The 8,861-nt window shown below is 47.4% G+C and carries 5 protein-coding genes; all 5 read right to left on the bottom strand.

Features of this window, described 5'->3' with window-relative positions; all coding sequences use genetic code 11:
• Positions 1–197: 197 nt before the first annotated feature.
• Positions 198–620 (bottom strand): carbohydrate-binding protein, encoded by a 423-nt coding sequence (locus tag BLR32_RS26015; RefSeq protein WP_176842434.1) that lies wholly within the window; start codon positions 618–620, stop codon positions 198–200.
• A 263-nt stretch (positions 621–883) separates the two neighbouring features.
• Positions 884–4,792, bottom strand: coding sequence for a CheR family methyltransferase (locus BLR32_RS26010; protein ID WP_089836153.1), 3,909 nt, complete (start codon positions 4,790–4,792; stop codon positions 884–886).
• 73 nt (positions 4,793–4,865) lie between these two features.
• Complete coding sequence (locus BLR32_RS26005; protein ID WP_089836152.1) at positions 4,866–5,468, bottom strand: chemotaxis protein CheB; 603 nt, start codon at positions 5,466–5,468, stop codon at positions 4,866–4,868.
• Positions 5,469–5,610: 142 nt separating this feature from the next.
• Positions 5,611–6,213, bottom strand: a complete 603-nt coding sequence (locus BLR32_RS26000; RefSeq protein ID WP_089836150.1) for an LURP-one-related family protein — start codon at positions 6,211–6,213, stop codon at positions 5,611–5,613.
• A 399-nt stretch (positions 6,214–6,612) separates the two neighbouring features.
• Positions 6,613–8,334: a CocE/NonD family hydrolase gene (locus BLR32_RS25990; protein ID WP_089836146.1), complete on the bottom strand. Its 1,722-nt coding sequence runs from the start codon at positions 8,332–8,334 to the stop codon at positions 6,613–6,615.
• Positions 8,335–8,861 lie beyond the last annotated feature (527 nt).

Raw genomic sequence — 8,861 nt, 5'->3', positions numbered from 1 at the left:
TTTCCCGGTTTATTGCCGATACGGATTATCATTCCGCAGTCACGGGATTATCATTCCGTATTTCCCCGGGATTATCACCCCGCGCTACAAACACTGAGGCTCATTGCCGAACCTATCAATGTTTTGTTTCCCGGGCCATTCATCACCGTCCCGGGTTATTTAACATTCATATTGAAACTGCAATAACAGGTATTACGTCAGTAATCCTGCACAAAAGTGATGGAAGTAATGCTGAAGGGGTTGCCTTTCGCCACAAGATAAAGATCGTGTACTCCATAGGAGTATTTGGGATTGCCGGTCAACTTTAATGCATAGGTCGTATCTCCCGTAAAGGGGATCTTCAGCGTACCGATACGCCTGCTCTTCTTTCCTTTTGGACGGTCAATACGGAATTCAAGACGGCCGTTCTTCTTCTCCTTATTCTGGCAGAATACAACCACTTTGAATCCTATTTCACCCATACCGAGATTCACCTGGCCAAAGCCCAGGTAACTGCCGGATTTCATTTTAAATTCTGTTTCAAAATTGCCTTTTTTCACTGGGCCTGCCGGAGCTACGGCACCCGCCGGAGGCGGTTCTGTAGACGGAGGTGCAGTTGCCGTCTGTCCCCTGGCAATCATCTGCACAATTATGAAAAAAAGACATAGGATAGGCCTCATAACAAATATGGTGGTCGGCGCCTTTTAAAGGAAACCATACCAGTGTCTAAAATACTAATTAGGTCGAAAAATTACGCAAATTTATATTAAAAATTACAATAATAATATTCTCTGATTCCCAATATGTTAAAGCCGGGCTATTTGCATAATGCTGGAAATAGTAATGGCCCCCGTCGGGAGCCATTTCTGTGCGTAGAGAACGCCTTAAAAGTTATTTTATTGTGTCATTGCTGTGTTTCCGGTATAATAATATGGAACGCCGCTCCCTGTTGCTCCACTCCGTATGCCTGGATATCGCCGTTATGGATATCCATGATCTTCCGGCAGAGTGCCAGCCCGATGCCTGTCCCCTCGAACTTCTCTTTCTGATTCAGTCGCTGGAAAATCACAAACAGTTTATCTGCATAGGCCTGGTTGAACCCGATACCGTTATCTGCTACAATGATCCGGTAGTAGACAGGACCGACTGGCAATGAAGGCAGCTCTTTCAATTCTGTATCTGAGATCTTATTGGAGGTGATCGTCACCCGCGTATCGCCATTGGGACCAGAAAACTTCAGCGCATTTCCAATCAGGTTATAGAACAACTGGTTCATCTGCAAAGGCACCGCGTCTATTACCGGCAGTTCATCCACCTCGATAATTGCATTCTTATCCTTGATCAGCAGTTCGAAATCTTCTATTACGTTGGTCACGATCTGGTTGAGATCTACCGGCAGGAAAGCATTTTCTCCCAGCTCCAGCCTGGAATAGGCGATCAGGTCCCTGATCAGGTCCGACATACGGATAGCCGATTGTTTCACCTTACGCAAGTAGAGCGCTGTATCTATCTTCGTGGCGCCTGGTTTTGCGCTTTCCAGCATGTCGGCAAACAGGCGGATTTTACGTAATGGCTCCTGGAGATCATGGGAAGTGATGAAAACAAACTGCTCCAGTTCATGGTTCCGCTTGGACAGGTTGGCGTTGGCGTCTTCCAGGGCAATGGTCCTTTCCCTGACCTTTCTTTCCAGTGCATCCTCCACCATCTTCTGGTCGTCGATGTCTGTGCAGGCGCCGATAAAGCCTACAAATTCATCCTGTGAATTAAAGCGGGGGATGCCCGAGCAGGCCAGCCAGTGGTAAGTACCATCATGGCGCTTCAGGCGGAACTCTGCATAGAAGTTCTTCCTGTCGCGCGAAGAGCGGCTGAAATTGATCTTCCATTTATCGGTATCCTCCGGGTGCATGATGTCATACCACCCATTGTCTTTATTCTGGTCCAGTGTACGTCCGGTATATTTCTGCCAGGCTTTGTTAAAGAAGGAGAAGGAACCGTCTCTTTCCGCGATCCAGATCATCGCCGGCGCCGTATCTGCAATCATCCGAAAATACGCCTCACTTTGTTGTAAATGCAGCTGCGCCTGCTTTCTTTCCGTAATATCCAGCGCTACACCAATCACTCTTTTTGCTCTGCCCTCATCGTCATAGATACCTTGTCCGCTGGCCGCTATCCAGTGAATGGAACTATCCGGCCACCTGATACGGTATTCCTCCACAAAAAGCACCCGATTGTCTACTGCCTGCTGTAATGCATCCGCTACGCGTTGTGCATCTTCCGGCAGTATCAGTGACAATAGCTTTTCATATGTCGGCTGCGCTTTTGAAGGCAATCCAAAATTGCTTCTGAACTGTTCATTACAAAGCACCGTACCGGTAGACAGCTCCAGTTCCCAGGAACCCAGTCTGCCGGTTTGCATGGCAAAGCTCAGCCTGTTGTTCACTTCCTGCAGGTGTTTTTCGAACTGCTTACCTTCTGTAATGTCGGTCACCACGCCTAGTACGCGTATCGCTGTGCCGTTTTCATCATAGTAGACCTGCGCCTTACAGGAGATCCAGTTTACTTTATCTTCTGCCAGGTTGATACGGAAGTCAATGTTGATAGATCCATTGTCTTTACCTGCCAGGGCCGCTGTGATGGTCCCCTGTACAGCCGGGGCATCTGCCAGATGAATCGCTTTGATAAAGCTGTCAAACTTCAGCGGTGTGCCAGTCGTAACACCAAAGAGTTCCCTGCTTCTGTCAGACAGCAACAGTTCTCCGGACAGTGGATTAAAATCCCAGGTACCTGTTTTGGTGCCCTCCAGTGCCAGGCGAAGCCTTTCCTCATTGGTACGTACTATTTCCTGTTTACGGGCAATACGCTCCCTCGCCTCTCTTACTTCAGTGATATCTTCTATAGCGATCAGGATCAGCTCTTCTTTCAGGTCCTGCGAAGTGATCAACTGACCATTCATCTTGATGGTTCTCTGACCGTTGACAGAATCCTTATACGTTAGTTCATAATTAGCAAACGGTGTTCTGGACGTCAGCAGGTTTTCCATCAGCGAACGCAGGTCTGAGGTATTCCATTGCTTATTCCCCATTTCATATAGCAGCTTTCCTTCTGTTTCTTTCCGCTCCATTTTGAAAGTGCGGTAGAAGGAGGCATTTGCGCTTACGACGCGGATATTCGTATCGAGGATCAGCAGGGACTCATGTACGGTATTTACAATAGACTCCGCATACAGCCTGGCATTATTCAGCTGATTATTTCTATCCAGCAGATCATTGTTGCGGGTGCTGAGTTCATCATTGATGACCTGCAATTCCTCCTGCGAAACTTCCAGCTCTTCATTAAGGCTTTTCAGCTCTTCATTGGCAGATTGCAGCTCCTCATTGGTCGCTTCGTAAGCTTCCGCAACAGCTCGTAATTCTTCCTTATAACGTTGTACTTCTTTTTCCAGCTGCAGGATGCGCAGGTTCTTTTCATCGGTCGTTTCCGGCATCTCCATCTTTTTGGCGATGAGCTCTCCGCCGGCCGGATCGTGCTGCTGTTGATTGAAGATCACCAGGTAATAACTTTCGTGCAGGTTGCCGATAGGCACTACTTCGAATGAAACATTGAGCATCGCCACCCCGGTGTTGATTGTCAGCCCTTCTTTCCGAACATTCCTTCTGGCAGACTGTGCGTGGTTGAGTGCACTTCTGAGACTATGCACCAGGTCTTTGTGGGCCAGTTTGAAAATATTCAGGCTGGCTCTACCGGGTCCATGTTCGAAATACTGCATGGTAACACCTCTGAACTCAATAATATCGAACTTCTCATTGAGCAATACTGCAGACGGTGCATACATTGAAAGTATGATACTGTCGGCCGCTTTCTGAGCATCAATATTCTCATCCCTCTCCTGGTCAAAGCTTGGTGTCATGTGCTTTATTTTTTTATTGGTAGGGAACGCGTTTCTCAGCGTCCATTTATCTACATTCTTTTTAAGGTAGATCTTCGTTTTCTTTGAAGGCATCTCAAAGAGGTCGGGAGATCTGTTGGTTTCTGATTTGCCCAGCCAGAGAAAACCGCGGTCTGTCAGCGCATAGTTGAATATGCTCAGCATTTTTTTCTGCAGTACCGGTTGCATGTAAATAAGCACGTTACGGCAGCTGATCAGGTGCAGCTTGGCGAAAGGAGGATCCGTCAGCATGTTGTGGCAGGCAAATACGCATGCGTCTCTGATGATAGGCGATATTTCATAACCCTGTTCCCCTTCTGCAAAAAACTGCGCCAGCCGTGCTGCTGATACGCCTGCTACCTGTGTCTTTGTGTATATGGCTTTTCGCGCGGTAGCGATAACGGCTTCTGAAAGGTCTGTTGCAAAGATCTTCACCTTGTTGGAGAAGTGCTCATCTCCCATTAATTCATAAAGGCAGATGGCGATTGAATAGGCTTCTTCTCCGGTAGCGCATCCCGCAACCCATATGCGCACCTGTTCTCCTCTTTCGCGGGCCTGCATTACCACCTGCGGCAGTACAAACCGCTGTAGATACTCAAAGCTGCTCCCATCGCGAAAAAAGGAGGATACGTGGATCAGCAGGTCTGCATAAACTATATTCTGCTCGCTTTCGTTGTCTTTTATGAACGTAAGATATTCCTCAAAGCTATGAATATTCACAAGCGACATTCTCCGCTGTAGCCTCCTGGTAATGGTGGAAAGCTTGTACTGCAGAAAGTCTACACCCGAGAATTCCGACAGGACGGCTAAAATACTTTTTAATGCAGCATTGGAAACCGAACCAGATCGTTTCTTGTTTACTTCCCCTTCAGCATGTGTATCGGACATACAAACAGCTTTACTTTATGCCTGTTTTTTTAACAAATATTTTAAAAACTGCTAAAGATATATAAAAATCAAGTCACCTCAATTTCAGGCTGTTGTCTATTTTCAGGTGCCTTAAAAGGAAACGTGCAATATCTGCCGGAGGCAGGATCGCATGCGGATCGTCTTTATTGATAGCGCTCTGCGGCAGAATATTAAAATCAGTCGTATCCGGGTCCTGTACAATGACCAGTCCGTGATGATCTTCAATCACTTTGATCCCTTCTATGCCATCGGTGCCCATTCCTGACAGGATAACGCCGATACCATTTTCCCGGTAGGCTTTCGCCATGGATTTAAAGAAGATATCGATCGACTTATTAATGATCTCCCTGGTATAACGCCGCCGTACTTTCAGATAACCATCTTCCACCATCATCATCCTGTCTTCCGCCAGTACATACACATGATCTGTTTCCAGCTTTATATCCCTTTCCACCCGGTGTACCGGCATGTGGGTATATCTCTCTAAGATAGAACTGAACTTGCTTTTATGCTCTATACCAAGATGGGGAATCACGACAAAGGCCGCGCCTGTTTTTTCCACGACTTGTTGAAAAAACTCACACGCGGGCTCCAGTCCTCCGGCCGAACACCCGATTCCGATACAAAACAATGGCCGCTGACTGGCTATTTTCATATGATATGAATTAAAAGCTAATTAGCAACCTCTTCAAATATCGGGCCATGGGGCATCGGGAAAGAACAGTCTGCCGGGAGCCTGGATGCAATAAAAAAGGGATGATACATGGTCATGTATCACCCCTCTCCCATATCTTTTGTTATTTGGATTCTTTCAGCACCATATCAATGGTGATAGCGCCTGCTACAATCGCCATCTTGTTGATATCCTCCGGACATTCTTTCGCAATAGTAACCCGGTACTTATCAGCTGTGGTGAATACTTCCTTGAAAGCGCCCGCCCACTTCTTGTTGATAGCACCCAGCTCCTTTTCAGCCTTGTCAACGATCTGGAAATTCCATGCCTTCCAGTCGCCCTTGATCTCAGCCAGCACTTCACCACTGGCGTCCAGGATGTGGAACAGCGGCTTCATAAACTTGAATTTCTGCTTGATGCCACCCACCACTACACCATTCATATCGCGGATCTCGATCTTCGACATCCAGAATGTCCAGCCGCGGTGGATAGACGCTACCACCTGCTCATTGGCATCCACAATATTCAGCGTAAACGGGAAGATCCTCTTATCAAGTATAAGGCGCAGGAACTTGTGTAACAGCGGTACTTCCTGGCGGATGTTGCCGATCTGCTGACCGTCCTGGTTAAATACTTTATATGCATTCGCAAACTTCAGCAGGCCTACCTTTTCGTCAATAAAATAATCATCACAGTGAAAGAATTCGGGTAATTTCGTTTGTCCCATGAGGTTTTATCAAGTTGGTTATAGAATGGGCACAAATATATACAAATATTCATGAATATCAGGATGTTTTGCCATTTTTCCTTTCTGGTTTTTATACAATAGCAACAATCCCGTAACTTGCAGGGCATCGCCCATTCACGTTAACTTATATGGAACAACAAACGACACCCACGCCCAGGAAGAATTTTGTTAAATGGATCAAGCGTATCGGTTTCTGGGGTTTCATCTTCTTCCTGCTTAAAGGCCTTCTGTGGCTAGCCCTCGGCTACTATGTTTTCAAATAGTTGCTATTTCTTCAGTTAGGGTTCTCCGCATGAAAAGTATACTGTGTAGCTGCCAATCTGGTAGAAATGAAGAAAGGGCCGGTTGAGCTGGTTTCTGCTTCAGACATGGCGGCACTTACATGACAGGTATACTGAAATGGGATTCGGGATAGATCCTCAGTTCCTGCAATAATGTATCCAGCAGGGTCTGTTGACTCACATCCTTCGCCGCACCATAATTCTTCTGCCAGTAGAGATTTGCCGCCGGACTAAGCGTCATCACGATACGGCTGCCCTTTTTCAGCTGTTTACAGATCCAGGGAGTGTTATCCAGTGTGATATGATGCACCTCATGTTCCTTCCAATATACCGGTTTTGTTTTATCAATACTTAAAGACAGTCGCTGCGCATAATGTGCCAGCGGCCATTTCTTCCCATTGGCGTCTATCTCCCACCAGCTGACCATAATATCGGCATCGGGTGTGCCTGACGATAACCAGAGATCAGCAGTAATAGATCCGTTCATGATCATATCTTCTTTCAAAGGCTTTGTACTGAAGGTGGCCAGGTGCTTCTTCCTGAAAACACCTTCCGAGATCATATTACTGGCGCCATCATAGATCTCAATGGTATCATCTACCGGATCTGCCGCATCCCAGGAGAATACCAGCGGTTTTCCTCCCCTTCTCTTTGTGTGCAGGGTTTCTCCCGCCTTTGCCGGTAAATAGTACGATAAGGTATCCCGGTTCATTTTTTCTATCGAAGGAAAGTAATGCCATTTGTTCTCGCCCATGGCAAATACAGCGATCCTGTCCTGCAGGAAAGCCGGCTTCTTCCCTCCTTTCAGCGTATAATTGAACCAGTCCAGCACCAGCTGTTTCTGGTCTACCATGGCAACGGTGTCGATCTGGTACGGGGGAATAAGATTCCTCCGCGGGCCTCCCTGGCCTCCGGCATGATCAAAAGGCCCGATGAAAAGAAAGTGCTGATTCACCCCTTCTTTCGGCCCGTACTGATGGTGCATATTGTAATAGTGCATCGCACCCCGCTGATCGTCATCAAAGTACCCGGTCGTAGTCAGGATGGGAATACTGATCCGGGAGAATTCCTCCGCCGTAGGCGTCATCCGCTGCCAGAAATCGTCATTGCCGGGATGGGCTATCCAGCGCTGAAAAACAGTGTCCATGCCGCTGCCTTCCAGGGAATCCAGTGCATTAAAAGGCAGGCCCCGCAATAGGTATTCGGTATTCAGCTCTTTCCATTTCTGCTGGTTGGTAAACGTGGCCATATCCATGTAATGGTTATTCCTGACCAGTTTCAGCCATTGCAGGGTGTAGGTAAGGAATATGCCGCCCGGATTGGGATAATCGATGCCCGGACCTACCGCCACCTGTGGCACAATGGTCTTCAGGGCAGGATGTACTTTTTTCATGGTGGCCCATTGCGCAAATCCCAGGTAAGAACCGCCGTACATACCCACCTTCCCGTTACACCAGGACTGTTTACTGATCCAGTCAATTACCTCGTAGTTGTCCGCCGCATCATTCTCCATGGGGTAAAAACTACCTCCTGACCGGCTCTTCCCTCTATTGTACACAAAAACGCCTGCATAGCCGCTATCTGCCACGAACTGTGCCCGGAGGGTATCAGTGCTTATTGGATAACAACTAACCCTTAAAACGACCGGTAAAGGCCATTTAGCGGCCTTCTGATATACCAGCATACAGCTTAAGATTGTACCGTCCTTCAGGGGTACCTGTAAACTACTGTCAATCACATACTGCTTCGTTTGCGCTGAAAGAGGGCTACAAGGAAAGATGAACAGGGCTAAGGATATGAACAACAGATATTTACGCATAGATTCATTTTGGTTGAGCGACAGATGTAGGCGTTATCTGCGCTGAATATAGTGAAAAGATAAAATAAAAAGCAAGAAGTGATTTTTTTTTGAGGGAGGCTGGGTTGGTATATGTGAGCCAAAAATGGTCCACGATACCATGCTTTATCCATGCCTTTACTATGGCTTTACCCTGCCTTTGATATGCCTTTGGGTTGGACCTCTGACAATTCCGAATGAGATCTCCCGGGGGTAGAGATAGCGTCCGACTATACTCCGACTATAGTCGTACCGAATACATACCCTACCCAAGGGAACCCGGGGTGTTGATTCGATAGAGGTTAAACCAGCTTCCCCTCCGGGGGATCGCGTTATGTTCCCCGGGTTGCACCCGGGGCTACAAACACTAAGCTCCCTAAAGGGGGCTAATGGCCTGGGATATCCCCATCCATATCCCGATGCATGTCCATGAAGACAATTGAATTATACAATTGCTGCATTCAGCTCCGGAGGAGCGTTGTGTTTGTGGCCCCGGGTGCAACCCAGAG

This window comes from Chitinophaga filiformis (assembly GCF_900102545.1).
Classification (GTDB): Bacteria; Bacteroidota; Bacteroidia; order Chitinophagales; family Chitinophagaceae; genus Chitinophaga; species Chitinophaga filiformis.
Note: the sequence above shows the minus strand (reverse complement) of the source record. Positions and strands in the feature narration are given on the sequence as shown.